Origin of the sequence: Muricoccus radiodurans, from assembly GCF_050154705.1 — a bacterium.
GTDB classification, from domain to species: Bacteria; Pseudomonadota; Alphaproteobacteria; order Acetobacterales; family Acetobacteraceae; genus Roseomonas; species Roseomonas radiodurans.
Window position 1 is genome coordinate 1624533 of sequence record NZ_CP189561.1, and the last position, 22855, is coordinate 1647387.

At 71.1% G+C, this 22855-nt stretch carries 23 protein-coding genes and 1 tRNA gene; 8 read left to right on the forward strand and 16 right to left on the reverse strand.

Translation table 11 applies throughout. From position 1 onward, the window contains the following. The first annotated feature begins 163 nt into the window (after nucleotides 1-163). On the forward strand, nucleotides 164-1129 hold the full coding sequence (locus ACP6CK_RS08105) for a tripartite tricarboxylate transporter substrate binding protein (protein ID WP_426958372.1): 966 nt from the start codon (nucleotides 164-166) through the stop codon (nucleotides 1127-1129). Here ACP6CK_RS08105 and ACP6CK_RS08110 read toward each other — a convergent pair. The 4 genes from ACP6CK_RS08110 to ACP6CK_RS08125 are packed head-to-tail and all read right to left on the reverse strand — an operon-like array spanning nucleotide 1126 to nucleotide 4330. After that, nucleotides 1126-1497 (reverse strand): TfoX/Sxy family protein, encoded by a 372-nt coding sequence (locus tag ACP6CK_RS08110; protein WP_426958373.1) that lies wholly within the window; start codon nucleotides 1495-1497, stop codon nucleotides 1126-1128. The two genes, ACP6CK_RS08105 and ACP6CK_RS08110, sit on opposite strands and share 4 nt — an antisense overlap. Continuing rightward, nucleotides 1449-2555: an Ldh family oxidoreductase gene (locus ACP6CK_RS08115; RefSeq protein WP_426958374.1), complete on the reverse strand. Its 1107-nt coding sequence runs from the start codon at nucleotides 2553-2555 to the stop codon at nucleotides 1449-1451. Before ACP6CK_RS08115 ends, ACP6CK_RS08110 begins: the two co-directional genes overlap by 49 nt. A gap of 3 nt (nucleotides 2556-2558) precedes the next feature. Further along, nucleotides 2559-3356 carry an HpcH/HpaI aldolase family protein gene (locus ACP6CK_RS08120; RefSeq protein WP_426958375.1) on the reverse strand — a complete coding sequence of 266 codons (798 nt, stop codon included), beginning with the start codon at nucleotides 3354-3356 and terminating at the stop codon, nucleotides 2559-2561. A gap of 11 nt (nucleotides 3357-3367) precedes the next feature. Further along, nucleotides 3368-4330 (reverse strand): Bug family tripartite tricarboxylate transporter substrate binding protein, encoded by a 963-nt coding sequence (locus ACP6CK_RS08125; protein ID WP_426958376.1) that lies wholly within the window; start codon nucleotides 4328-4330, stop codon nucleotides 3368-3370. 184 nt (nucleotides 4331-4514) lie between these two features. Here ACP6CK_RS08125 and ACP6CK_RS08130 point away from each other — a divergent pair, with 184 nt between their 5' ends. From ACP6CK_RS08130 to ACP6CK_RS08140, 3 genes are read left to right on the forward strand one after another with little or no spacing between them, the layout of a single operon-like run. After that, nucleotides 4515-5843, forward strand: coding sequence for an NAD(P)/FAD-dependent oxidoreductase (locus ACP6CK_RS08130; RefSeq protein ID WP_426958377.1), 1329 nt, complete (start codon nucleotides 4515-4517; stop codon nucleotides 5841-5843). A 20-nt stretch (nucleotides 5844-5863) separates the two neighbouring features. After that, nucleotides 5864-7897, forward strand: coding sequence for a hydantoinase/oxoprolinase family protein (locus ACP6CK_RS08135; RefSeq protein ID WP_426958378.1), 2034 nt, complete (start codon nucleotides 5864-5866; stop codon nucleotides 7895-7897). Further along, a complete protein-coding gene (locus ACP6CK_RS08140; RefSeq protein ID WP_426958379.1) occupies nucleotides 7897-9867 on the forward strand; it encodes a hydantoinase B/oxoprolinase family protein in 1971 nt (656 codons plus the stop codon). The genes ACP6CK_RS08135 and ACP6CK_RS08140 overlap by 1 nt, the downstream gene beginning before the upstream one ends. Nucleotides 9868-10205: 338 nt before the next feature. Here the strand turns inward: ACP6CK_RS08140 and ACP6CK_RS08145 are convergent, their stop codons facing one another. The 3 genes from ACP6CK_RS08145 to ACP6CK_RS08155 form a co-directional block, all read right to left on the reverse strand. Further along, entirely contained in the window at nucleotides 10206-11204 is a 999-nt protein-coding gene (locus ACP6CK_RS08145) for a Bug family tripartite tricarboxylate transporter substrate binding protein (protein ID WP_426958380.1), read from the reverse strand. A gap of 782 nt (nucleotides 11205-11986) precedes the next feature. After that, nucleotides 11987-12475, reverse strand: a complete 489-nt coding sequence (locus ACP6CK_RS08150; RefSeq protein WP_426958381.1) for a GNAT family N-acetyltransferase — start codon at nucleotides 12473-12475, stop codon at nucleotides 11987-11989. Nucleotides 12476-12483: 8 nt separating this feature from the next. Further along, complete coding sequence (locus tag ACP6CK_RS08155; protein ID WP_426958382.1) at nucleotides 12484-13455, reverse strand: Bug family tripartite tricarboxylate transporter substrate binding protein; 972 nt, start codon at nucleotides 13453-13455, stop codon at nucleotides 12484-12486. Nucleotides 13456-13563: 108 nt separating this feature from the next. Between ACP6CK_RS08155 and ACP6CK_RS08160 the strand changes: the two genes are divergently transcribed. Beyond that, the gene (locus tag ACP6CK_RS08160) at nucleotides 13564-14160 is read left to right on the forward strand and encodes a hypothetical protein (RefSeq protein WP_426958383.1); all 597 of its coding nucleotides are present in this window, start codon (nucleotides 13564-13566) and stop codon (nucleotides 14158-14160) included. Nucleotides 14161-14167: 7 nt separating this feature from the next. Further along, nucleotides 14168-14866, forward strand: coding sequence for an endonuclease/exonuclease/phosphatase family protein (locus ACP6CK_RS08165; protein WP_426958384.1), 699 nt, complete (start codon nucleotides 14168-14170; stop codon nucleotides 14864-14866). Nucleotides 14867-14876: 10 nt separating this feature from the next. On the opposite strand, the gene obgE is transcribed toward ACP6CK_RS08165, so the two are convergent. The 4 genes from obgE to ACP6CK_RS08185 form a co-directional block, all read right to left on the reverse strand. Continuing rightward, nucleotides 14877-15881, reverse strand: coding sequence for a GTPase ObgE (obgE, locus tag ACP6CK_RS08170; protein WP_426958385.1), 1005 nt, complete (start codon nucleotides 15879-15881; stop codon nucleotides 14877-14879). Nucleotides 15882-16056: 175 nt separating this feature from the next. Further along, nucleotides 16057-16326, reverse strand: coding sequence for a 50S ribosomal protein L27 (gene rpmA, locus ACP6CK_RS08175; RefSeq protein WP_426958386.1), 270 nt, complete (start codon nucleotides 16324-16326; stop codon nucleotides 16057-16059). Nucleotides 16327-16345: 19 nt separating this feature from the next. Beyond that, nucleotides 16346-16660 carry a 50S ribosomal protein L21 gene (rplU, locus tag ACP6CK_RS08180; RefSeq protein ID WP_426958387.1) on the reverse strand — a complete coding sequence of 105 codons (315 nt, stop codon included), beginning with the start codon at nucleotides 16658-16660 and terminating at the stop codon, nucleotides 16346-16348. A 121-nt stretch (nucleotides 16661-16781) separates the two neighbouring features. After that, nucleotides 16782-17201 (reverse strand): hypothetical protein, encoded by a 420-nt coding sequence (locus tag ACP6CK_RS08185; protein ID WP_426958388.1) that lies wholly within the window; start codon nucleotides 17199-17201, stop codon nucleotides 16782-16784. Nucleotides 17202-17490: 289 nt separating this feature from the next. Here ACP6CK_RS08185 and ACP6CK_RS08190 point away from each other — a divergent pair. Both ACP6CK_RS08190 and ACP6CK_RS08195 read left to right on the forward strand, forming a co-directional pair. Continuing rightward, nucleotides 17491-17580, forward strand: a tRNA-Ser gene (locus ACP6CK_RS08190). 166 nt (nucleotides 17581-17746) lie between these two features. After that, nucleotides 17747-18001 (forward strand): hypothetical protein, encoded by a 255-nt coding sequence (locus ACP6CK_RS08195; protein ID WP_426958389.1) that lies wholly within the window; start codon nucleotides 17747-17749, stop codon nucleotides 17999-18001. Between the two features lie 120 nt (nucleotides 18002-18121). On the opposite strand, the gene ACP6CK_RS08200 is transcribed toward ACP6CK_RS08195, so the two are convergent. The 5 genes from ACP6CK_RS08200 to ACP6CK_RS08220 form a co-directional block, all read right to left on the reverse strand. Beyond that, nucleotides 18122-18670 (reverse strand): hypothetical protein, encoded by a 549-nt coding sequence (locus ACP6CK_RS08200; protein ID WP_426958390.1) that lies wholly within the window; start codon nucleotides 18668-18670, stop codon nucleotides 18122-18124. A 704-nt stretch (nucleotides 18671-19374) separates the two neighbouring features. Next, nucleotides 19375-20058, reverse strand: a complete 684-nt coding sequence (locus ACP6CK_RS08205; protein ID WP_426958391.1) for a hypothetical protein — start codon at nucleotides 20056-20058, stop codon at nucleotides 19375-19377. Nucleotides 20059-20133: 75 nt separating this feature from the next. Further along, a complete protein-coding gene (locus ACP6CK_RS08210; RefSeq protein WP_426958392.1) occupies nucleotides 20134-20442 on the reverse strand; it encodes a hypothetical protein in 309 nt (102 codons plus the stop codon). Continuing rightward, the gene (locus tag ACP6CK_RS08215; protein WP_426958393.1) at nucleotides 20439-22565 is read right to left on the reverse strand and encodes a phage tail tip lysozyme; all 2127 of its coding nucleotides are present in this window, start codon (nucleotides 22563-22565) and stop codon (nucleotides 20439-20441) included. The genes ACP6CK_RS08210 and ACP6CK_RS08215 overlap by 4 nt, the downstream gene beginning before the upstream one ends. Beyond that, nucleotides 22558-22794, reverse strand: coding sequence for a hypothetical protein (locus ACP6CK_RS08220; RefSeq protein ID WP_426958394.1), 237 nt, complete (start codon nucleotides 22792-22794; stop codon nucleotides 22558-22560). Before ACP6CK_RS08220 ends, ACP6CK_RS08215 begins: the two co-directional genes overlap by 8 nt. Nucleotides 22795-22855: the final 61 nt, after the last annotated feature.

The window sequence follows — 22855 nt, forward strand, 5'->3', positions numbered from 1 at the left end:
AAGCTATTTTCAGGATGCGAAATATGATTTTGTCGTGAGAAAGAGATACGGGACGGGCTTCCGCCGCGTCAAGCGCGCCGCCCCGGCTTGCTGACGTGCGCATCCCCCGCCACCCTGAAGACGACAGGACCGCACAAGGTCCGCGGAGGAGGCGATCCCGCCCATGACCATCTCGCTCGGGCGCCGCGCGGCGCTCGCCCTTGGCGCCGCGTCGCTGGCCGCCCCGGCCCTCGCGCAGGCGCGCTACCCCGACCGGCCGATCCGGCTCTACGTGCCCTATGGCGCGGGCGGCACGACGGACGTGCAGATGCGCGCGCTCTGCGAGGGCGCGACGCGCCGCCTCGGCCAGCCGATCGTGGTGGAGAACCGGACGGGCGCCGGCGGGATCCTCGGCGCGCAGGCGCTCGTCGGCGCGCGTCCGGACGGGTACACGCTGTCGCAGATGCCGGTATCGGTGCTGCGCTACCCGCAGATGGCGCAGCGCCCGCCCTTCGATCCGATGAAGGACTTCACCTGGATCCTCCAGGTGACCGGCTACCTCTTCGGTGTCGTGGTGAAGGCGGACGCGCCCTGGCAGACCTTCCCGGAGTTCCTCGCCTACGCGAAGGCCAATCGCGGGCGCGTCACCTACGGCACGCCGGGCGTCGGGACGTCCCTGCACATCACGATGGAGCAGATCGCGTCGCAGCAGGGGATCGAGTTCGTGCACGTCCCCTTCCGAGGCGTGGCGGAGAACATGCAGGCGCTGCTCGGCGGCCAGATCAACGCCACCGCAGATTCGAGCGGCTGGGCGGAGCTGGTCCGAAGCGGTCAATTCCGCCTGCTCTGCACCTGGGGACCGCAGCGGGCGAAGAGTTTCCCCGATGCCCCGACCCTGCGGGAGCTGGGCATCGACATCGTTTCCGATTCCCCCTTCGGCATCGGCGGTCCGGCGGGGATGGACCCGGCCGTGGTCGAGACCCTGCAGAACGCCTTCCGCGACGCGATCCAGGACCCCGCGCACCTGGCGATCCTCGAGCGCTTCGACATGGCGCCTGCCTATCTCGACAGCGCCGCCTACAGCGCGGCGGTGCGCCGCCAGTTCACCGAGGACGGGGAGATGATCCGGCGCCTGAACCTTCGGGTCTAGCTCGGCGACGGGGCGACGAAGCGCAGCGCTTCCTCTGCCAAATGCGTCCACTCGGCCTCATGGTCCGGGTGGACGGAGAACCACTCCTTCGCGGGCCTGCCGCGGTGCATGTCCCAGCGCTCGCCCCAGCCAGCGGTCGCCAGCGCGTCCACCCGCGCGGCCGGCAGCTTCACGACCAGGCGGCCGCGGCTGAGCAGGGCGAAGATGCGGCCGTCGATGCTCAGCGCGGAGGCGCCGAAGCCCTTCATCTCCGACAGGATCGGCCCGTGGCGCGCGGCGAGGGCCGCGCGCAGGGCAGCGTAGCGGACCTCCGCGTCGTTCAGGCCCGCTGGCCTTCCAGCAGGTAGGGGGCGCCGCAGCCCTCGCACACTTCCCGGATCTTCGCGGTCAGGGTCTCCGGCAGCGGGATGCCGTCGCGCAAGCGGGTGGCGCGCGTCTCCGCCTCCGGATCGCCGGGGACAAGGACGGGCTGGTCCGGGTTCGCGCGCGGCGCGCCGTGGAGCACGTCGATCACCTCGTCCATGTCGGCCTCGAACTCGCCCTCTTCGCGGAAAGCGTCCGGGTCGATCGCGAGAAAGAAGTGGCCGAGGTCATCCGGGTCCTGCGGTCGCTGCGTCTTCACGCGCAGCGGCGAGAAGGACGCGCCCGACAGCACGCCGCCGAGGATATGCGCCACGACGCCCAGCCCGTAGCCCTTGTGCGAGGCCATGGCCGGCGTGCCGCCCAGCGGTGTCAGCCCGCCCTCGTCGAGCTCACGGAGCGTGTGCATCGCCTCGGTCGCATCGCGGATGGGGTTCCCATTGCCGTCCACGACCCAGCCCTCCGGGACCTGCTTCCCCTTCAGCCCGTAGACCCGCACCTTGTTGGCGGCGGTGGAGGAGGTGGCCATGTCCAGCCGGAACGCGCGGTTGCGGCCCGCCGGCGCGCAGACGGCGATCGGGTTGGTGCCGAGGATCGGCGTGCGCCCATGCGTCGGCACCACGTTGATGGACCGCGTCGCGGAGGTGACGACGCCGATCAGCCCGGCCTCCGCCGCCATCGCCGCGTAGTAGCCGGCCGCGCCGAAATGGTGGGAGTTGCGCACCGCCACCACGCCGACCCCGGCCGCCTTCGCCTTCCTGATCGCCAGCTCCATCGCCATGACCGAGGCCGGGTGGCCGAGGCCGGCATCGGCGTCCATCAGCGCCGTCACCGGGTTCTCCCGCACCACGCGCGGGCGGGCGTGGAGGTTCAGCTTTCCCTTCCGGCGAGAGGAATCGTAGTCCATCACCATGGACACGCCGTGGCTGTCCACGCCGGCCAGGTCGGTCTCCACCATCACCTGCGCCGTGAGGCGGATCAGCTCCGGGTCCATGCCCCAGGCGGTCAGGATCGCGACGATCTGGGCCCGGACGGTCTCCGCCGGGACGTTCAGGTATTCGACCATCGGTCAGCCGCCCGCCGCCAGCGCATCGCGCACGCCCTTCGCCCAGGCCGTGGCGGCGGAGGTGAGCAGCGCGACGTCGCTCTGGGTGGTGAGGAACAGGGCGCCGCGCCGCACCGCCGCGGCCTGCCGCGTCGTGTCGCGGTTGCCGCCGCAGCCCGCGTGGATGCCGTTCGCCCTGGCGGCGGCGATGACGCGGTCCTGCGCCTCCACCGCGGCGGGATCGTCGAACTTCCCGGCCTTGCCCATGGTCACCAGCAGGTCGTTCGTGCCGACATGCAGCACGTCGATGCCGGGGACCTTCGCGATCTCCTCCACGTTCTCCAGCCCCTCCACCGTCTCGATCATGCAGACGAGCAGGGTGGAGTCGTTGAGCTGCCGCGTGGCCTCGCCGACCGGGATCGGACGGAAGTCGAACTGGAGGTAGCCGCCGCCGACGGAGCGCCGCCCGGTCGGCGGGAAGCGCACCGTCTGCACGGCGCGCCGCGCCTGCTCCGCGGTGGAGACGTCGGGGAAGACGATGCCGGTCACGCCGTTGTCGAGGAGCAGGGACACGTCCGGGTCGTCCACGCTCCGCACCCGCACCACCGGCGCGATGCCGATGGCGAGCGCGGTCTGGGCGATGTGGATGATGGTCTCCAGGTCGAAGACGGAGTGCTGGGTGTCGATGAAGAGGAAGTCGTGCCCACTGGTCTTCGCGATCCGCGCGATGTCGGCGGAGCGGCAGGTGCGGACGTTGATGCCCAGCGCCGGCTGTCCGGCGGCCAGGCGTTCCTTCACGGGGTTCGTCAGGGTCTGCGACACGTTTCTCTGTCCTACTCGGGTCGGATTCCGGTGCGGGAGACGAGGTCGCGCCATTTCGGCACCTCCTCCGCCAGCCGCTCGGCGAGGGGCGCGGGACCGTCCAGCCGGGCGGTGGCGGCGCCATCGGCCATGCGGGCCTGCAGGTCGTGGTCGTCGCGGATGGCCGCCAGCTCGGTCGTCAACCGGTCCATCAGCGGCCGGGCCATGCCCTTCGGCGCCATGAGGCAGAACCAGTTCGGCGCCGCGTAGCCCGGCACGAATTCGGCGATGGCGGGAACATCCGGCAGGGCGGGCACGCGCGCGGGCATGGTGACGCCGAGCACCCGGGCGCGTCCCTGCCGGACGTGCTGGAGAAGCTCCAGCGTGGAGCCGAAGATAAGGGAGATGTCGCCGGCATAGACCGCGTTCACCGCCTGGCTCACGCCGCGATACGGCACATGCGTCATCTCCACCCCCGCCTGGGCGCAGAACAGCGCGCCGGCGAGGTGGTTCGCCGATCCCACGCCGCCCGAGGCGTAGGTGAGCTCGCCCGGGCGCGACTTCGCGTGCTCGAGCACCTGCGGCACGGAGCGCAGCGGGGACTCGTTCCGCACCAGCAGGCCCGAGGGCACGTCGCACATGAGGCTGACAGGATCGAGGTCGCGGATCGGGTCGAAATTCAGTGCCGGCTGGAGCGTCGGGATGATCGAGATGCCGGCGGAGGTGGCCAGGAAGGTGGAACCGTCCGGCGCCTGCTGCGACACGTATTGCGATCCGATGCCGCCGCCGGCGCCGGGGCGGCTCTCGACGATGAAGGTGGTGTTCAGGCGGCGTCCCAGCCGGTCCCCGACGATCCGGGTGGGGATCTCGATCGGGCTCCCGGGCGCCTGGGGCACGATCAGCCGGACGGTGCGCGCGGGCCAGGCCTCCTGGGCCCGCGCGATAGCGGGCAGCGCGAGGCCGAGCGCGGCGAGGCCGAAGCTCCTGCGGTGCATGGGTTCCTCCCGTCCTTTCCGGTCAGGGTCGGCCCATCGAGGCGTCTCGTCAAATCCCACGGGGTGGGAAGGATTTGGTTCGCCCGGGCGGGCGCCGGGAGGGCGGAATGCCCGTCCGGCCTCGGTGGACAGGGCCGGGCACGGGGCCTAACGGTGGGGTTCCGTCACCGCCGAGGATCGCCCGATGTCGCCACCCGTGAACCGCATCGCCAGCGACGAGCGGCTGCCCGAGGCGGCCGACGTGGTGGTGATCGGGGGCGGCATCATCGGGGTCGCGGCGGCCTATCACCTGGCGAAGAAGGGCCGCTCCGTCGCGCTGATCGAGAAGGCGCATGTCGGCTGCGAGCAGTCCAGCCGGAACTGGGGCTGGGTGCGGCAGCAGGGGCGCGACCGGCACGAGATCCCCCTCGCCCGCGCGGCGCTGGAGATGTGGGGCGGGCTGAAGGAGGAGATCGGCGCCGATCTCGGCTTCCGCCGCGCCGGCGTCACCTGGGTGACGAATGATCCGAAGGAGCTCGCCGCCTGGGAGGCGTGGGCGGACGATGCGCGGGAGATGCAGGTCCATAGCCGGATGCTCTCCGCCGCGGAGGTGAAGCAGCACATCCCGGAGGGGAGCACGAGCTGGATCGGCGGGATGACCACGCCGAGCGACGGGCGCGCCGAGCCGTCCATGGCCGCGCCGGCCCTGGCCGAGGCGGCGCGGCGGATCGGGGTCACGCTGCACCAGGGCTGTGCCGCGCGGGGGATGGAAACGAAGGGTGGCGCCGTAGACGCCGTGGTGACGGAGAAGGGGCGCATCCGCACGGGGGCGGTTCTGCTGGCGGGCGGGGCGTGGTCCACCCTGTTCTGCCGGCGGCACGGGATCAACCTGCCGCAGGCGATGGTGGATGGCACCGCCTTCCGCACCACGCCGGCGCCGGAGGTCATCCCGGGCGCGCTGGGCGCACCGGATTACGGCCTGCGACGGCGGGAGGACGGGTCCTACACCATGGCCATGCGCGGCCGCGGCACGCTGCACATCACGCCGGGCGGGCTGCGCTACGCCCGCCAGTTCTGGCCGACCTTCCGGGAGCGTGCGGCGAAGCTGAAGATCCGGATCGGCAAGTCCTTCCTCGATGAGTTGCTGACCGGCGCGAACTGGTCCTTCGACAAGGAGTCGCCTTTCGAGAGGAACCGCGTGCTGGACCCCGCGCCCGACATGGGCCTGGTGAACCAGGCGCTGGAGCTGCTGCGGACCGGCTATCCGGCGCTGAAGGACATCGCCTGCGCGGAGGCCTGGGGCGGGACGATCGATTCCACGCCGGACGCGGTGCCCGTCATCTCGGCGGTGGACGGGCATCCCGGCTTTTTCCTGGCGACGGGCTTCTCCGGCCACGGCTTCGGGATCGGGCCGGCGGCCGGGCGGCTGGCCGCGGATATCGTCACCGGCGATCCGCCGATCGTGGATCCGAAGAACTACCGCTACATCCGGCTGGTCGACGGCACGCCGCTGGCCCCGGCCGGCGCGCTCTGAACTTCGGGACCTGACCGGACATGGCCTGGCGCATCGGCGTCGATATCGGCGGCACCTTCGCGGATTTCGCCGCGCTCGACACCGCCTCGGGAACACTCACCACGCTCAAGGTGCTGACGACGCCCAATGCGCCGGGCGAGGACGTGGCGGAGGGTCTGCGGCGGCTGGCCTCGGGCGGGCTGGAGCTGGGCGGGGTGGAGCGCTTCGTCCACGGCACGACGGTGGGCGTGAACACGGTCATCCAGCGGCGCGGGGCACCGTTGGCGCTGTTCACCACGGCGGGGTTCACGGACATCCTGGAGCTCGCGCGCCTGCGGATGCCCGACCCCTATTCGCTGTTCTGCGAGCGGCCGGCGCCGCTGGTGCCGCGGCAGCACGTGTTCGGTATCGTCGAGCGGATGGATGCGGAGGGCGCCACGCTGACGGCGCCGGACCGGGCGTCGGTGGAGGCGGCGGTGGCGTCGGCGACGGCCGCGGGATGCGAGGGCGTGGTCGTCTCCTTCCTGCATGCCTGGCGCAACCCGGCGCATGAGGAGGCGGTGGCGGCAATGATCGGGGAGCTCGCGCCCGATCTGTTCGTCTTCCGCGGGAGCGAGGTGTGGCCGGCGATCCGCGAGTATGAGCGCAGCTCAACAGCGGTGCTGAACGCCTATGTGCATCCGCGCATCGCGGCCTATCTCGCGCGCATCCAGGAGCAGTTGCAGGTCGCGGGGATCGCGGCGCCGCTGCTGCTGACGACCTCGGCCGGCGGGACGATGACGGCGGAGCGCGGCAAGCGCGACTGCGTGGGGATGCTGCTGTCCGGCACGGCGTCCGGCGTTGTCGGCGCGGGCGTCGTCGCGCGGGCGGCGGGGGAGAAGGCCGTGCTGACGCTCGACATGGGCGGGACGAGCGCGGATGTGGCGCTGCTGGTCGATGGGGTTCCCTCCTTCGGGGCGGGGCAGACGGTGGGGGAGTTCCCGCTGTCCATCCCGACGGTGGCAGTGATCTCCTCGGGACAGGGCGGCGGGTCCATCGCGCGGCTGGACGCGCAGGGCGTGTTGCAGGTGGGCCCGGAGAGCGCCGGGTCCACGCCGGGACCGGCCTGCTTCGGGCGCGGCGGCACGCGGATGACAGTGACGGATGCGGCGCTCATCCTCGGCATCCTCGGGCAAGGAGAGCTCGGCTTCGGGGCGATCGCGCCGGACAAGGGGCTGGCTGAGGCTGCGGCGGCGCCGATCGCCGGTCAGTTAGGCATCGAGGTCGCGGCACTGGCCGAAGGCGTGCTGCAAGTCGCTATCAGCGGGATGCTGGTGGAAATCGACAAGCTGCTGGCCCGCGCGGGAATGCACGCGAGCGAGCTGACGCTCATGCCCTTCGGCGGGGCGGGGCCGATGCTCGGGGCGTTGCTGGCGGAGACGGCGGGCATCAAGCGTGTGCTGGTGGCGCCGGGGCCGGGAACGCTATGCGCGCTCGGCGCGCTGGCGGCGGACCTGCGGCGGGACACAATGCGAACGGTGCTGCTGTCGTTGGACGGGCGGGGCTGGGGTCGCGTCGGGGCGGTGTTCGGCGAACTGGCGAGCGAGGCGCGCACGGCGCTGGAGGCGATGGGCGGCGCGGGCGAGGCGCGGGTCTCGCTGGCAGCGGATATGCGGTATCGCGGGCAGTCCTACGAGCTGACGGTTCCGGTGCCGGATGCGGTGGCGGGGGCTCCCTCCCCCGCCGCGCTGCTGGAGCTGTTCCACCGTACGCATGGGGAGCAGTTCGGGCATTCCGATCCGGCAGCGCCGGTGGAGGTGGTGAGCCTGCGGGCTGCGGCGAGCCGGGCAGCGCCGCCGCTGCCGATGCCGCGCGGGGCTGAGGCGGTGCGGGACGCGGTGCCGGAGGCGGTGATCCGGCTGTTCCTCGGCGGACGCTGGCAGGATGCCGGGCTGCATCGGCGGGCGGCGCTGACGGCGGGGGCTATGTTCGCGGGGCCCGCGGTGGTGACACAGGCCGATTGCACCGTGCTGGTGCCGCCGGGGTGGAATGCGCGGGCGGATGCATTGGGCAACCTGATCCTGGAGGCGGCGTGATGCGCACCGACCCCGTGACCTTGCAGGTTCTGCGGAACCACCTGCGCGCGGCCGCGGAGAGCATGGCGACGACGCTCTACCGCACGGCGCACTCGACCTTCGTGAAGGAGACGGAGGACTTCACGATCCAGGTGCTGGACGCCCACGGCAAGACCTGCGCGGTGCCGATCGACATCGGCGCGACCTGGTATCCGGGCGTGGATTACGAGCAGGCGATGGCGCTGGTGACCGAGGGCTACCGGCCCGGCGACGTCTGCATGACCAGCGATCCGTATTCCGGGTATCTGTCCACGCACACGCCGGACACGAACATGTGGAAGCCGGTGTTCCATGAGGGCGAGATCATCGCCTTCGCGGGCGGGCATATCCACAACGTGGATGTCGGCGGCGCGGTGCCGGCGAGCCTGTCCCGCACGCTGACGGAGGTGCAGCAGGAGGGCATCCGGGTGCCGCCGGCGAAGCTGTACCGCGAGGGCGTGCTGGACGAGACGCTGCTGCGCACGATCATGGCGAACGTCCGGGTGCCCGAGCAGAACTGGGGTGACCTGAAGGCGCTGGTCGCCGCCGTGAACACGGGGGAACGGCGGCTGCTCGACCTGGCGCGGCGGTTCGGGGCCAGGACGCTGGTGGACGGCTTGGCGGACCTTCTCGACTACGGGGAGGCGCAGGCGCGGGCAGTTCTCGCGGGGCTGCCCGATGGTGAGTATCGGTTCGCGGATTACTGCGACGAGGACGGGGTCGGCGGCGATCCGCTGCGGCTGAATCTGACGTTGCGGATCAAGGGCGATTCCGCCGAGCTGGACCTGACGGGAACCGATCCGCAGACGATCTCCTCCATGAATGTGCCGACGGGGGGGCATCCGCGGCACTCGTTGATCCTGGTGGGCGTTTACTACGTGCTGTCGGCGCTCTCGCCGAAGATCCTGCTGAACTTCGGGACGACTCGGCCCTTCACCTGCATCCTGCCGGAGGGGAGCGTGGTGAATCCGTTGCAGCCGGCAGCGGTGGGGATGCGGAGCCTCACCTGCGCGCGGCTGCGGAGCTTGGTGTACGGGGCCTTCGCGCAGGCGGCGCCGGAGCGGCTGCCGGCGGCGTCGGCGGGGTCCTCCTCGATCATCAATCTGGCGGCGGAGGACCGGCGGACGGGGAGGCGGGCGATCGCGGCGGTGGCGCCGATCGTCGGCGGCGCGGGCGGGATGCCGCACCGGGACGGGACGGACGGGTCCGGCGCGGATGCGGCGTATCTGAAGAATTCGCCGGTTGAGATCACGGAGAGCGAGGCGCCGGTGCGGGTGCTCCGCTACGGGCTGATGCCGGATACGGGCGGGCCGGGCACGACGCGGGGCGGGCTGGCGACGGTGCTGGAGTTCACGACGACGGCGCCGGAGGCGACGGTGACGGCGCGGAACCGGGACCGGTCGATCTTCCAGCCCTGGGCAATTCTCGGCGGGAAGCCGGGGGCTGCGAGTTCCTTCACGCTGAATCCGGGGACGCCGCGGGAGCATGACCTGCGGAACACGGACCTTCTGTCGATCACGGCCGGGGAGGTCGTGCGGATCGTCTCTCCGGGTGGCGGCGGGCGGGGTGATCCGCACCGGCGCGATCCGGCGGCGGTGCTGGCGGATGTGCGGGCGGGGCGGCTGACGGAGGTGGCGGCGGAGCGGGACTATGGCGTGGTCCTTCTCGATGGCGCGGTGGATGAGGCGCGGACGGCGGCGGTCCGGGCCGGGCGGGCGGCGCGGGCCGGGTTCGATGGCGGCGCGGCGCGAGTGGCGCATGAGGCGCGGTGGGATGCGGATGCCTATGCGGCGCTGGGCGAGGCGGTGGCGACGGTGCCGGCGGGATGGCGCGGGCGGCTGAAGCGGCAGTTGTTCGCGGCGGTGCGGGCGGAGCCGGCGAAGGCGCCTCGGGCGGTGATCGAGGCGTGGATGGCGGAGGATGTGGCGTATCGGCGGGCGTCGGGAGGGTAGGCGCCGCGGCGCCTTACTTCCTTACTTTCTTACATCCTGCGCCCGGTGCGCTGCTGGCCGGCTTTCGTTCGGCCTCTCAGGTTTTCGCGGGGTGAGCGGACCCAGAGGCGCTCACCTCCTTGCTTCCTTACCGCGTGCGTTTCTTACGGTTTGTCTGTGATCCCAGCGGGGGTTGGGGAACGGCAAGCGCGTGCGAGTTGATAGGACCATTGTCCTGCATCCTGTCCGCCAAATCAAGGGTGGCGTGTCCGTCGGCGCCGATCCCCTGATCGAAGGTGCAGGAAACTGAGTTTCCTGCCGGGGGTGAAGGGGGCAGAGCCCCCTTCGGGCCGGCGCGGTCAGTCGGCCCGGGCGCCGGAGGCGCGGACAATTGGGACCCAGTAGTCGATCTCCTCACGCAGGAAGGCGGCGAACCGTTCGGGGGTCTGGCGCAGGGGTGGTAGGCCCATCTCGCGGTCCAGGCGGTTGACGGTGGCGGGGTCGTTGAGGACGACCCTCATCGCCTCGGCGATGCGAGAGACGACGGCCTGCGGCGTGCCGGGGGGGCCATAGAGGCCGAACCAGGAATAGGCCTTGTAACCGGGGACGCCGGCCTCGGCCGAGGTGGGGACGTCGGGGAGGGTGGAGGAGCGCTCCTCGGTGGCCATGACGAGGGCCTTCACCTTGTCCGGGTGGTGGGGGGCGAGGAGGCCGGGGGAGTCGGCGGTGAAGTCCACCGTGCCGGCGAGGAGGTCGTTGAAGACGGGGCCGCTGCCCCGGTAGGGGATGTGGATCGCCTCGGTGCCGGTGCGGCGGAGGAAGGCGACGCAGGAGATGTGGCCGGAGCTGCCATTGCCGGCGGAGCCGTAGGTGTACTTGCCGGGGTTCGCCTTCAGCAGATTGATGAACTCCGCGAGGGTGTTGCAGCCGAGGCCGGTGCGGACGCCGATGCCGATCGGGACGAGGACCGTCGGCGAGATGGGGACGAGGTCCCGCACCGGGTCGTAGGGCATGCGGCTGTAGAGGCCCATGGCGAGGGCCGTCATGGAGAGGCCGCCGAGGGCGAGGGTGTAGCCGTCGTTCGGGCCCTTCACGACGTAGTCCACGCCGGTGGTGCCGCCGGCGCCGGGGCGGTTCTCCACGACGACGGGCTGGCCGAGGACTTCCGTCAGCTTCTGCGCGACGACGCGGGTGCTGGTGTCGCTGGCGCCGCCGGCGGCGAAGGGGACGATGATGCGGACCGTGCGGTCGGGGTAGGGCGCCGGGCCGATGGAGCGGGTCTGCGCGAGGGCGGGCGCGGCGAGGAGCGCGGGGGCGGCGACCAGGAGGGTTCGGCGTGTGGGGGTCTGAACGGGCATGGCAGGTCCTGGGCGGCGCTGAGTGGGGAATACAGCACCCGTGCCGGCGGCGGGGAAGTTGGGCCGGGGCCGCGGGAGGGGTGATCGGCGCTGGCCGGGTGTCGAATGGACCAAGGCGAAGGCAGGGTGCCCGCCCGGGCGGCCGGCAGAAGTCGGCTGGGGCCGTGCGGATGGCGCACCATGCGCGATTCACGCGCCGACCGGGGCGCGGAGTCCAGATTCGGTTCGGGCGTTCGGAGCGTGCCGACTCGGCGCCCCCGGGGCGGCAGGGGCCGTGCTCAGCCTCGGACGAAGATCGTGGTGGCCCTGATCGGAGATGCGTCGAGGCGTGGCTTGGCGGCGGTTACGGGGCGGTGTCGAGAGTGGCGTGCGAGTTCGAGATCGACCGGTCGCGCCGCACCAGAGCGGCCGTACGCGCGAGGATCGCATAGGATGCGGTCAAGGCCTCGGCGGAGTTCAGCAGACATCGATGATGGTTTGCGTCCAGCTCCGCACTTCGGCGCAGCCACTCTTGCTGACGCTTCGCGATCATGTTCGCCGACGTGGGAGAAATGTGCATGCGTGGGTTTCCGGCCGTTCAGGCGGGAGCGCGGTCGCGTCTCTCAGTCGCCAGCGCCCGCACCCTTTGCTGATGATGCCCCACCTTGGGCACCGGCGAGGCCGGTTAGCAAGAATATTCCGGAAGCGGTGCTAACGCCCGGTTTCGAATTCAAATCCAGGCAGTGCCGTGACGACGGAGCCTTATGATCCCGGCCGGTCACGCCGTGGGCCATCCAGCGGCGCTAGGGGCCAGGTGGACTCCGGGATGTCGGGAGAGGCTTCGACATCGGAAAGCCGCTCAATCCGAAGAGGTTGGTGGGCTCGCCGTCATCGGCGTAGCCGGCCGATCGATAGAAGCGGCGCGCGGTTCCGGTGCTGTGGAGGTGAAGGCGCGCCGCGCCCCGATGCGCGGCGCGAGCCTCCAGGGCCGCGATGAGGGACTTGCTGATGCCGCGGAAGCGGTTCTCCGGGGCGACATAGTTCAGGGTGATCTCGCCGATGTCGGTGACGGCGCCGACGCCCAGGACCGCTTGGCCTGCGGTGGCAAGGAGGAAGGAGCGGTCGGGGAGAGCGATCCAGGCGGCGACGTTCTCCGGTGTCTTGTTGGCGAGCCAGCGGGAGAGGATCGCGGGGTCGTTCCGGTGGTCCCCGGCGCAGAGGACGGTGATGGAGCGGATGAGCACGTCGCACGCGGCGGGCGCATCGGCCGGGACGGCGTCGCGGATCCTCATGGGGCGCGTCAGTCCGGGCGGATGTTCGCGTCCCGGATGAGGCGGCCCCAGGTGTCGGTGTCGCGCGCCAGGCGGGCGCGCAGGGCGTCGGCGTCGCCGGTCAGCATCGTGACGCCCTGCGGAGCGAGGCGCTCGCGCAGCGCCGCGTCGGTGGTGGCGGCGCGAAGCGCGGCGGCGAGGCGGGCGATGATCGGCTCCGGCGTGCCGGCAGGGGCGAAGAGGCCGAGCCAGAAGGCGACGTCGTAGCCGGGGAAGGTTTCCGCCACGGCCGGCAGGTCGGGGACGACGGGAAGGCGCGTGGCGGAGGAGACGGCGAGGGCCTTCGTGATGCCCTCCCGCAGCAGCGGGTCGGCCTCGAGGACGGAGGTGAACATCGCCTGGAGGCGGCCCGCGCGGAGGTCGAGCAGCGCGGGGGCGTTGCCGCGGTAGGGGACGTTGACGGCGGTGAAGCGGCCCTCGCGCGCCAGCATCTCCATCAGCAGGTGGGTGAAGGAGCCGTTGCCGGAGGTGCCGTAGTTCACGGCGCCGGGGTGGGCGCGGGCATAGGCGGCGAAATCGGCGAGGGTGTTCGTGCCGAGCGACGTGTGGACGTGGAGGATGAGGGGGTTCTCGTACACTTCGCCGATCGGGGCGAGCTCGCGCTGCGGATCGCGCGGGGTGAGGTTGGGCTGGAGCGCGGGGTTGATGGCGAGGGCGTTGGCCCCGAAGAACAGGGTATGGCCGTCCGGGCGGGATTGCACGACGTGGGTGGCGCCGATGCCGGTGTTGGCACCGGGGCGGTTCTCCACCACCACCGGAGTTCCGAGCTCGCGCTCCATGATCTGGGCGACGGCGCGGCCGACCTGGTCGGTGCCGCCGCCGGGGGCGTAGGGCATCACCATGGTGACGGGGCGGTTGGGGAAGGCGGGCTGGGCCCCTGCCCTGCCGGCGACGAGCAGGACGGGGGCGGCGAGCAGGGCGCGGCGCGGGAGCGGGGGCATGGGCTGGCTCCTGGGAGTCTCCTGGAAGCGTAGCGGCTGGCGCGGGCGGGTGCGACCGGAGCGGCCGATGCGCGTTCGTGCTCTCGTTGACCAGGGCGGTGGGTGGGAATGCGGCTGGAGCTTCCGGAGCGCGGGGATTGGCGGCGGCAGTCGCCCTTCGCCTGGGTCTGCATCGCCGTGACGCTGGGGATCGCGGGGTGGTTCTGGTCGCTGCACAAGGGCAATGCGGCGGGGGCGACGGTGCTGGCGGTGGTGGGGTGCCTCGGGCTCATCCTGCCGCCGCGGGAGCGGATGGCGGTGCTGCCCTGGCGCGTGCGGGCGCTGCCGCGATGGGTGGACGCGACGCCCGTGCTGGCGACCATCCTGTCCAGCCCGGGCTACGGGCTGAACTGGTTCTACGGCGAAAATCCGTATGACGAGGTGGTGCACCTGGTGAGCGGCGCGCTGGCCGGGATGGTCTTCGCGGCGCTGCTGGCGGCGGATGGCGTGCCGCGATCGCCCCTGCGACGAGCAGCGCTCGGGCTGGCCTTCGGGGCGGGGCTGGGGGTGACGTGGGAGATCTTCGAGTGGGCCACGGGGCTGATCGGGGATTGGACCGATACGTGGACGGACATCGTGCTGACGGCGACGGGGGCGATGCTGGCCAGCATGGCGGTCGGCGGGCGTGCCGGTGCGGTCGCGGCGCGGCCGGGCGCGCGGGGATAGCCGCGGCGTGCGGGTTGCGACCTACAACATCCATCGGGGGCGCGGGACGGCGGGGCTGTTCCGGCCGGACCGCATCCTGCGCGTCCTCTCGGAGATCCGGCCGGATCTGATCGCGCTGCAGGAGGCGCAGCACTACTTCCGGCGCGAGAAGGGAATGCTGGATGCGGAGGTGCTGGAGCGGGAGATCGGGCTGCGTCCGCTGCGCGTGACGGCGCAGCAGGGGTTCCGGAGCAACCTGCTGCTGGTGCGGCGGGACGCGCGCCTGCTGCACGGGCCGGTGGGGCTGCGGCTGGGGGGATGGGAGCCGCGCGGGGCGCTGCTGGCGGAGCTGGACCTGGGGGGCGGGCCGTTCCGGGTGGTGACGGCGCATCTGAGCCTGTCGGCGCGGCGGCGGACCCGGCAGGCCGAGCTGATGCTGGAGGCGATCCGGGCGGTGGGCGGCTTCGGGATGCCGACGCTGGTGCTGGGAGACTTCAATGAGTGGCGGCCGCATCATTCCGTGCTGGAGGTGCTGGCGCATGATTTCGGGGCGGCGGCCGGTGTGCCGACGTTCCCGGCCTTCCGGCCGGTGCTGGCGCTGGACCAGATCTTCGGTGCGCCACGGGGGATCGTGACGGGGCTGCGGGCGCATGACTCGCCGATGGCGAGGCGGGCGTCCGACCACCTGCCGCTGGTGGCGGAAGTGGTGCTGCCGGGGGCGGGGTGAGGCCCCTGCCCTACGCCTTCTGCCGTGCCGCGTAGATCGTGTCGGCGAGGGCGCGCAGGACCTCCGGCACGCCTTCGCCCGTCGCGCCGCTGATGAGCATGGGCTGGCGGCCGGCGGCGCGGGCGAGGGCCTTCACGCGCGAGGAGCGGGCCTGGGGGGTCATGGCGTCGGTCTTGTTGAGCGCGACGATCTCGGGCTTGTCCACCAGGCCGCCGCCGTAGCCTTCGAGCTCCGCGCGGACGGTGCGGTAGGCCTCGGCCGGGTCGGCGGCGGTGCCGTCGATGAGGTGCAGGAGGACGGCGCAGCGCTCGATGTGGCCGAGGAAGCGGTCACCGAGGCCGGCGCCCTCATGCGCGCCCTCGATGAGGCCGGGGATGTCGGCGAGGACGAACTCCTCCGTCGCGCTGGGGCGGACGACGCCGAGCTGCGGATGCAGCGTGGTGAAGGGGTAGTCGGCGATCTTCGGGCGCGCGGCGCTGCTGGCCGCGAGGAAGGTGGACTTCCCGGCGTTCGGCAGGCCGACGAGGCCGGCATCGGCGATGAGCTTCAGGCGGAGCCAGATCCAGCGCTCCTCCCCCGGGTAGCCCTTGTCGGCGCGGCGGGGGGCGCGGTTGGTGCTTGTCTTGAAGTGGGCATTGCCGTGGCCGCCGTCGCCGCCGCGGCAGAGGATCGCGCGCTGGCCGGGCCTCGTCAGGTCGGCGAGCACGGTTTCCTTGTCGTCGTCCAGGATGACGGTGCCGACGGGGACCTTGAGCGTCACGTCGTCCGAGGCGGCGCCGGTGCGGTCCGAGCCGGCGCCGTTGCCGCCCTTCCGGGCCTTGAAGTGCTGGGCGTAGCGGTAGTCGATGAGGGTGTTCAGGCCCTCCACCGCTTCCACCACCACGTCGCCGCCCTTGCCGCCGTTGCCGCCGTCGGGGCCGCCGAACTCGATGTACTTCTCGCGCCGGAAGGCAACCACGCCGTCCCCGCCGTCGCCCGCCTTCAGGTAGACCTTCGCTTCGTCGAGGAACTTCATGGTGGGCGGGTTTCTCCGGGAGTGGATTCACGCTGCGGGCCTTTCGGCCCTTCACGATCCGCTCCGGCTGGGGAACGGATTCACGCTGCGGGCCTTTCGGCCCTTCGCGATCCGTTCCGAAACGAAAACGGGGGCCGCGAGGGCCCCCGTCCGGCGTCACGCTGCGGCGTGGGCCTTATTCGGCGGCGATCGCCCGGGGCTCGACCGAGACGGCGACGCGGTCATCGGCCTTGCGCTCGAACTTGACGTGGCCGTCCACGGTGGCGTGGAGGGAGTGGGTGCGGCCGACGAGGACGTTGCGGCCCGGGAGCATCTTCGTGCCGCGCTGGGTCACGATGATGTTGCCGGCGCGGACGGCCTGGCCGCCGAAGAGCTTCACGCCGAGGCGCTTACCGGCGGAATCGCGGCCGTTCCGGGACGAGCCGCCTGCCTTCTTGTGTGCCATCTGGGGTCTTCCCTCTCGATCAGGCCGCGATCGTGCCGATGCGCAGCACCGTGAGGTGCTGGCGGTGGCCGTTCTTGCGGCGGGAGTTCTGCCGGCGGCGCTTCTTGAAGATGATCACCTTGTCGCCGCGCGTCTGCTCGACGACGGTGGCGGTCACGCTGGCGCCCGGAACGGTCGGGGCGCCGATGGTCAGGCCGGATTCACCGCTCACCGCCAGCACGTCGTGCAGGGTGACGGTGGCGCCGACCTCAGCCTCGAGCTTCTCCACGGTGATGGTGGAGTCGGGGGTGACGCGGTACTGCTTGCCGCCGGTGCGGATCACTGCGTAGGTCATGGGGATGCGGTCCGCTTCTCGGCTCTCGGGACAGGCATGGAAGGAGGCCGGCGGGCCGGGGGCACGCCGGGGAAGCGGGCCTATAGCGGGCCGGGGGGCTCCGGGTCAAGCGGCGCGGCGCTCACCGGGCGCGCTGGACGGTGGCGGCGAGCAGGCCGGCCCGGTCGGGCGCGTCGGGTTCCGCCGGGGCCGGCGTGGCCTCCGCGTTGCGGGCCGGACGGGTGGTCCGCGTGGTGCTCGCCCGCATGCTGACGGGACCCCGGTGGGCATAGGCCAGGCGGGTGCCGGGGCCGCCATAGCGGGGAAGCGCTTCCATCTCCTCCAGGCGCCGGAAGAGGGTGGAGAGAGCCGCGAAGAGGATGGCCGCGAGGAGCAGGCCGACCGTCAGGGCCACCCCGACCGTATACACGGGCTCCTGCACCCACTGGGCGGTGTTCGAGCGCCAGAAGGTGTCCTTGAAGCGACCGGACGCGGTGAGCACCCCGAGGAGGACGGATCCGAGAGCGGAGAGCCATGCCGCGATGCGGAGAAGTAGTTTCATTGCCTGAAACCTAACGCCCCTCTTCTTCAACTCAACTGCGGAAGGGCGCCGGAGGGCGTCATATTCTCGTGGGAGTGCGAGTTCTCGTGGGAGTGCGAGTTCGTTTCGGATTGATGCCGATCTGCCGCGGTACGGCCGTTACGGTCGACGTCGGGGCGCGGCCAGAGGTCCTGGCGGGAAAGCGTGGTTCGGGTGGGAGGGATGGTGCGGCCGAGGCGCGTTCAGCCGGTTCCGATCGGCAGCAATCCTTGACGCGCGGTGCAACGCCCCATACGAGATGCGCGCCCTCGGAGGGGTGCCAGAGTGGCCGATTGGGCCGGTCTCGAAAACCGGAGTGGGGGCAACTCCACCGTGGGTTCGAATCCCACCCCCTCCGCCAGGTCTCGCCCGAGAAGCTCAGCATAATGGGCGCTTTCTCGCGTGGGCCCTTCCAGAACCCCCGCACCAACCCCCGCACACGCGAGAGCATTGGTCCGTAGGCTCTCCTGCGTCATCCTACCGCAACAGCCTATGCGCTGCCTTGCACCTGCTAGGAGACCAGCCTCGTGGATGAAATCTCTCGGTTCATCGATATCCTGCACGCCATCCGGTTCGTCGACGGATACCACGGCAGAGGTACGGTCGGCGCGGCAAAGGTGGATGAGCTCGTCGCTGACCTAGTCGCGGGAGCGAAAAACTCGGGCCGCGGTGCGCCTTCATTTGCCAGCGGAATTGCTCAACGCATCTTGGAAGCGGAGCAGAACTGGGATCAGGCAACGGGCAAGACCTACTGCGGGCAGATGACCCCACCTGCCGCCTGACCGTCCGCGGGTCCCTTCTCAGGGATTATCCAGCCGGGGGGATTTCGCACCCCGGCACTCGCGAGCGTGGGATGTAAAATCATCTGGACAACAACATTCGCGTAACAGGAGCAGGCACTCCTAGCCGGAGCGAGCCGCCGGCGGGTTGTCCCGGAAGTGCTCCCAGTCTGCCTCTGACAGCGCCGGCCGGTTAAACCAGGGATGCGCGGCCCAGGTACCGAACACCGGCGCTGGCCCGTCCTCATCCAGCAGATCAGCGGCGCCGTCCCGCATCTTGTCGATGATGCCCTCCACCAGAGGGCGGACGGTATCCAACGGAAGCAACGGCAGCAGTGCCTCGGCGATGTCGAACGCCGAGCCGTCGATCACCGCCGAGACCGCACAGGCAGTCGGATGCTCCTCTGCATGATGGCGCGCCAGGTTGGGCGTCCAAGCGGAAGTGCACTGCGGACAGGCGCCACGCCCGTTGCGGGTGTTACGAGTTACCCGTGGCCGCAGGGTAGCCGGTGAAAGGCGGGACCGTCCTGCGGCCGCCAGCACCGTGTTCGAGGCGCCCACGTCGACCAGGGCGCCCGAAAGCCGCAGAAAGCCTTGCTGCTTCCACTCCGTCACGGTCTTCCGGCTGACGCCTTGGAGCCGCGCATAGGCGGCCTGTGTCATCGTCTGCATGTTACCCTCCACGGGCGTTACCCGGCTTCAACGGTTTGCAGCTAGAGACGGATCGCGGTGCGAAATCCCCGTGGGCCGTTACCTGGCCGGGAAGGACCCGTGACGGCAGGGCGACCTCGCTCCGGAGCCTCTGGAGGATGCTGACAAAGCCCTCGCGATCGCCCGCCGGGGATTTCGACCAGGCCCGCAGTAGAGGCACCCACAGTTGATCGCGCGGCAAGTCGCGGCATGACCTGAGGGCATGATGGATCGTCGGTGCCGTCCCGCTCAGTTCGAACAGGAGTTCGGAACGGCGGCGGAGGGGCGCCACCTGCCTCAGCAGGTCACGACGGATCCCCATGTGGCTCGCCAGCTTGGCCACGGCGGCCGCATCTCGGATCGCCAGAGGCTGAGCCGGATGCTCCCCAGGCTCACCGTAGAGCCGCAGTCTGGTGGAGGCCGGCGGGGCATGCGCCCCACCAGCCAAGCGCGGCATGTCCCGCCCTTGCATGATCACGGAACCGGCGCAGGGCGAAGCTCCCCGCACACCCGAAGGATGCTTGCCTCCCATGATGCCGCGACCTCGCCCGGTGCTCGCGGCTCTGGGGCCGGATGGGATCCCCGCACCGTACTGGCCGATGAGGTGATCGGGTCACCCAGGCGACCGCCGGGAAGGATGGGGCGGGTTACCCCGCCCTGTGAGTGGTAGATCATGGTTTGCCTCCTCAGGCCGGGTAGGTCATCGCGAGGGTGCCGGCGTTGCGGCTCACCGGAACACCAATGACAGCCGTACCGGGGCCGGTGTTCGGCCGCTCAGGTTCGTCAGCAACTGGCTCGCCCAACTGCGGCGTGGGCCGCGGCGCGCTCACGCCGTGCTGGATCAGCTTGGCGACGGTCTCGTGCCACTCGTTGTGCTCGCCGAAGTCGATCCGGAAATCCGGCAGTTCGGCATCGGGATACTCGTGGCCGAGGTGCATCTTCCGATTGTTGAGGTGATCGGCGGCGGCCTGCGCGGCAGTGGAAAGGCGGTGCCCTTCCTGCAGGATACGACGCAGGCCGGGCGCGTTCTTCTCCCACCAGCGGCGCAGCTCGGCGTCGGCGGTGATCCTGGCATCACCGGCGGCGGTCACGCGTCCGATCGCCTCCGAGCGTGTCGCGGCCGCGCGACGGGTCTCGAGCTGGGCCACGATCGCCTCTGCGCGCTCAACATCCTCGCGGGCGACGGTGAGGGCCTTCTCGGCGGCAGTGAGTGCGGCAGGTTCGCCGTCCAGCAGTAGGGCGTCTCGCTGCTGTCGAGCCGCCTCCAAGCGGTGCTGTGCATCGGCGTGCGCGACCTGTGCACGCTCCGCGGCCTCCGCGATGGCCGCGGCAGTCGGGGCACTCGGACGGAGCTTCAGGAAATCCAACATCGTTACTCTCTCCTCTTCAGCGCCGGCGGGATGCAGGCGCGGTGGTAGGGATCGCAAGGGGCGCGGGGTGCGACATCAGCGCCGCGCCCCCGCTGCAGCGCGGGCGGTATCCAGCATCTCCTCCACGGCGCTGTTGAAGCCGGCGGTGATGGCCGGCACGTCCGCCACTGCTGCCACCTGCGCCGCCATCGCGGGCAGTCCATCCTCCAGCCCGGTGAGCAGCATCGCGAGTGCCTCGGGCTGACGGCTGCGCTGCCCACCTGCGAGCGTCAGCGCCGTCATGTTGAGCATGTAGGCAACCACTGACTGCAGAGCGAGGATGCGGCCGTGCACCTCGAACAGCGGATCGAAGTCCGGCGTCGACGCCGCTGACTGCTCGCTCATCCTGCCGCTCCCCAATCCATCGAGCGCTCCACCCGCGGCGCGTCGACCTCCGCGATGCCGGAGCCGGTCGCTTGTGCGGATCGCACCCTCCCGTCCTGCGTCACTGCGATCTGCACCCGGACGGAGCCGCTCATGGCCTGTGGACCGGTGGCGCCCGCAGGCAGAGGAGCGGGAGATGCCGGCTTCGGCATGTTCTCCGGGTTGCCCATGTAGACGCCGCCCCGCCCCCAGTGGGCAGGCGCCGGCTGCCAAGGCGCAGAGCGGCCGTCATCTGGGGAAGGTGCGGCTGCGGGGCGCGGCGGAGGTGCGGCTTCGGCGCTCCGCCGAAGCACACGATCCAGCCCGGCGGCGATGGAGGCTCGCCGCTCGGCCTCCGCTGCGCGCTCCGCCTCATTCAGCCCTGGGCGCTCGAAGCCCCGCGAGAAGGCACGCGCCGCGCCCGCCGCTCCGCCCTCGGACGCGCCACGCCGCAACATCGCGCGCGCGGTGCGCTCCGGCCCCTGCATCTCCCAATGGGCATAGTCCTCCTGCATGTCGGCGGGCGCACCGCGGATCGTGGACCGCGAGCGCCCGTTGCGGGCGGACCAATCCACGAAGCCCTGACGGCGGGCGCGATCATGCTGGAACAGGCCGGCGTGGCCGGTCTGGTTCTCGGCGTCGACGTTCAGGCCGCTCTCTCGGATCATGTTGGCGACGATGCCGACCGCCTCCTCATGCGAGTACCCCCGAGCGCGCCAGCGGTCATAGGAAGCCTGCGCCAGCTCCCGCTGATTGCCGGGGATGGAGGAAGGGCCGGCCTGCCCGCCGAAGCTGCCGAAGTTTCGCGGCAGATCCTGGTTGCGCCGCTGCTGAATGCCGGTCGGGAAGCCGGTGCGCGGGTCGAGCCGGCCGCCCATGATCGCGAACTGCCGGGACCGATCCATGCTCTCGCGGAGCTGATCCACGGAGCGGCCGAGAGTGGTGAGGCCGCCAGCAAGTCCCAATCCGATGCCGGGGTAGTCTCCCGCTGCTTGCGTCCGCAGCTCGTTCCTCCGCGCGCCGCGGCCCTGACCGAAAAAGTTGGACCCGAAGCCGCCCTCCGGCTGGGGATTGTCGTCCATATCGAACCACCAGCGAGCCAGCGGCGTGTCGAGCCATCGCTGCGCGCGGGAGATCATCTGGTCGAAGTTGTCGAGCTGCTCTTCGAGCCCGCTCATGAAGCCGCCGGCCGCGCCGCTGATCCGCCCCTCGTTTCGCTGGACCAAAGCATCAACCCGCGTGGTCAGCCGCTCCAGGCCCGGCACGATGCCGGCGCCGATCGTCAACCCCAGCCGCTCACCCGTGTGCCGCGTGCGGTCCCACTGGCGCCGCAGTCGGGCGCCCGCCTCGATCTGGCCGTCCGTGAAAGTCCCCATCGCCCGGCCCTGCCGGTACATCTCGGTGATGACGTCCGGCCCTTGTCTCAGGACGTCGTGCAGCGCATCCGACAGACCGGCCGTCTCGCGCACCAGCCGCTGGGCTTGCGGGCTCAGCCGCGAGTACCCGGCCGACATGTTCCGCAGCACCTCGAGCAGCGGAAGCGCGCGGTTTGCGCTGTCGCGCCATGCGAAGCCGAGGGCCTGGCTGTTGGCCAGAGCACCGAAGCCAGCATTCCGCCCGCCGATGGCGTCGAACATTGCCGTGTCCAGGCTCTGCAGCGCCTCGGTTGCTCGCTCCGCATCCACCCCAGCGAGCTGACGCGCGCCGTTCTGGAAAGCCTGCAAATCCTGCGCAGACATACCCAGTTCACGCGCGCCACGGCGGAGCTGCGACGCCGTGTTCAGGAAGCTCGTCACGGCCATGCTGCCAGCGGCGACGGCGCTGCCCGCACCCACCATCGGAAGCGCGGTGTGTAGGAGGCTTCGGCCGAGACCCGCGGCCTGCGAGTGGATGTTGCCCAGGCCGGACTGGAGCCGCGCTAGGGCGGACGAGTTCAGGGCCCGGTCCAGCGCCGTGCGGGCATGCCCGAGCCTACCGAAGGCATCGCTGAGGCGGCCCGTGGTCGCGATCGCGCCATCAAGGCCCCTCTGGTAGGACCGAAGGGCTGCGCCGCTCTTGTCCGTCGCCGTGAGGGTGACGGCCAGAGTGCCGATGTTCTCAGCCATTTCGGCTGGTCTCCTTCAGGTTCGTGGTTCGGTGGGCGTGGAAGCCGCGGCCGAGACCGGCGGCGAGCGGGTCCGGATCGCCCGGGCGCCAGGCAGCCGGATCGTCGGGGGCGGCGTAGAAGGCAGCCATCGCCTCAGCCTCCGCGGCGTCGTGGTCGACGGTCAGGGGCTCAGGATCGGCCGCGCCGGGCAGCCGGTAGTTCCGAGCGAGGGTGCGAAACGGGCCCATCGGACCCGGACCTTCTCTATTTTGGTCGGTACAGGTCGGTACGGTCGGTACAGCGCTATTC

Excerpts from the sequence above, each read along its gene's own strand:
- ACP6CK_RS08105 (WP_426958372.1), top strand. The coding sequence starts at position 164 with ATGACCATCTCGCTCGGGCGCCGCGCGGCGCTCGCCCTTGGCGCCGCG.
- ACP6CK_RS08215 (WP_426958393.1), bottom strand. The coding sequence starts at position 22,565 with ATGGCTGAGAACATCGGCACTCTGGCCGTCACCCTCACGGCGACGGAC.
- ACP6CK_RS08135 (WP_426958378.1), top strand. The coding sequence starts at position 5,864 with ATGGCCTGGCGCATCGGCGTCGATATCGGCGGCACCTTCGCGGATTTC.
- ACP6CK_RS08130 (WP_426958377.1), top strand. The coding sequence starts at position 4,515 with ATGTCGCCACCCGTGAACCGCATCGCCAGCGACGAGCGGCTGCCCGAG.
- ACP6CK_RS08150 (WP_426958381.1), bottom strand. The coding sequence starts at position 12,475 with ATGAGGATCCGCGACGCCGTCCCGGCCGATGCGCCCGCCGCGTGCGAC.
- ACP6CK_RS08115 (WP_426958374.1), bottom strand. The coding sequence starts at position 2,555 with ATGGTCGAATACCTGAACGTCCCGGCGGAGACCGTCCGGGCCCAGATC.
- ACP6CK_RS08160 (WP_426958383.1), top strand. The coding sequence starts at position 13,564 with ATGCGGCTGGAGCTTCCGGAGCGCGGGGATTGGCGGCGGCAGTCGCCC.
- rplU (WP_426958387.1), bottom strand. The coding sequence starts at position 16,660 with ATGACCTACGCAGTGATCCGCACCGGCGGCAAGCAGTACCGCGTCACC.
- ACP6CK_RS08205 (WP_426958391.1), bottom strand. The coding sequence starts at position 20,058 with ATGTTGGATTTCCTGAAGCTCCGTCCGAGTGCCCCGACTGCCGCGGCC.
- ACP6CK_RS08210 (WP_426958392.1), bottom strand. The coding sequence starts at position 20,442 with ATGAGCGAGCAGTCAGCGGCGTCGACGCCGGACTTCGATCCGCTGTTC.
- ACP6CK_RS08200 (WP_426958390.1), bottom strand. The coding sequence starts at position 18,670 with ATGCAGACGATGACACAGGCCGCCTATGCGCGGCTCCAAGGCGTCAGC.
- rpmA (WP_426958386.1), bottom strand. The coding sequence starts at position 16,326 with ATGGCACACAAGAAGGCAGGCGGCTCGTCCCGGAACGGCCGCGATTCC.
- obgE (WP_426958385.1), bottom strand. The coding sequence starts at position 15,881 with ATGAAGTTCCTCGACGAAGCGAAGGTCTACCTGAAGGCGGGCGACGGC.
- ACP6CK_RS08140 (WP_426958379.1), top strand. The coding sequence starts at position 7,897 with ATGCGCACCGACCCCGTGACCTTGCAGGTTCTGCGGAACCACCTGCGC.
- ACP6CK_RS08155 (WP_426958382.1), bottom strand. The coding sequence starts at position 13,455 with ATGCCCCCGCTCCCGCGCCGCGCCCTGCTCGCCGCCCCCGTCCTGCTC.
- ACP6CK_RS08220 (WP_426958394.1), bottom strand. The coding sequence starts at position 22,794 with ATGGGCCCGTTTCGCACCCTCGCTCGGAACTACCGGCTGCCCGGCGCG.
- ACP6CK_RS08145 (WP_426958380.1), bottom strand. The coding sequence starts at position 11,204 with ATGCCCGTTCAGACCCCCACACGCCGAACCCTCCTGGTCGCCGCCCCC.
- ACP6CK_RS08185 (WP_426958388.1), bottom strand. The coding sequence starts at position 17,201 with ATGAAACTACTTCTCCGCATCGCGGCATGGCTCTCCGCTCTCGGATCC.
- ACP6CK_RS08125 (WP_426958376.1), bottom strand. The coding sequence starts at position 4,330 with ATGCACCGCAGGAGCTTCGGCCTCGCCGCGCTCGGCCTCGCGCTGCCC.